Below are 761 nucleotides of genomic sequence, written 5' to 3'. Positions count from 1 at the left end.
ACCCACCCCGCCGCCGACAACGGCGGCTGCCGCTCGTCCCACCGCGCCCGCTCCAACCCCCGCACATACGCCGCATACGCCTGCGCACTGGTGAACCACACCGACGGATCCTCCCCGAACACCAGCGCCCGCTTCGCCACCACGTACCCGAACTCCTCCGGCGTCAGATACCCCAGCTTCTGCGACGACACCCCGTCCTCCCGGTACGCATCCAGCAACAGCCACCCCGCCCCCAGATACGCCGTCGCCGTATCCGTCAGGATCTCGTTGTCCCGCGTCCCCGCGAACGCCAGACCCAGCCGATGCAGATACACATGCATGATCTCGTGCGCCAACGCCGCCCCGATGTCCCGCCGATGCGCCCGGAACCGGTCGTTCAACTCCACGAAATACTCCGGACCCGCCGCGAGCTCCACACTCGCCGCATGCACCATCTCCCGGAACGACACCACCATCCGCGCATCCGGCAACCGGAAATGCCGCACCAGCTCCCGCGCCACCCGCTGCGCACCCAGATGAAGATCGTCACCATCGCCGAACGCCACATCCACCGGCGCCACACTCACCGCGAACGTCCGCACCGTGTCGTACGACAACCGCCGGTACAGCGCCGTCACCGCCGCCCGCACCGTCTCCAGATGGGGAAACCCGTGCTCGACCGGCCCGCCGTCCGCCACGCCCGAACCCCCAAGACGCTCGACCCCGCTCCCACTGCACTGCCTCTTATCCACATCTGACGCTGCCGACGAAGCTAGAAGTGT

The 761-nt window shown here is 68.1% G+C and carries 1 protein-coding gene; it reads right to left on the bottom strand.

Going from position 1 to position 761, the window contains the following annotated elements; translation table 11 throughout:
• The coding region (locus tag MTQ10_RS30885; protein WP_247474127.1) for a hypothetical protein at positions 1-677 on the bottom strand (677 nt) is incomplete at its 3' end.
• Between the last annotated feature and the right edge of the window lie 84 nt (positions 678-761).

This window comes from Streptomyces sp. XM83C (assembly GCF_023072675.1).
GTDB lineage: Bacteria > Actinomycetota > Actinomycetes > Streptomycetales > Streptomycetaceae > Streptomyces > Streptomyces thermocoprophilus.
The sequence above is the reverse complement of the archived record's forward strand: the minus strand, read 5'-3'. Positions and strand labels throughout refer to the sequence as shown.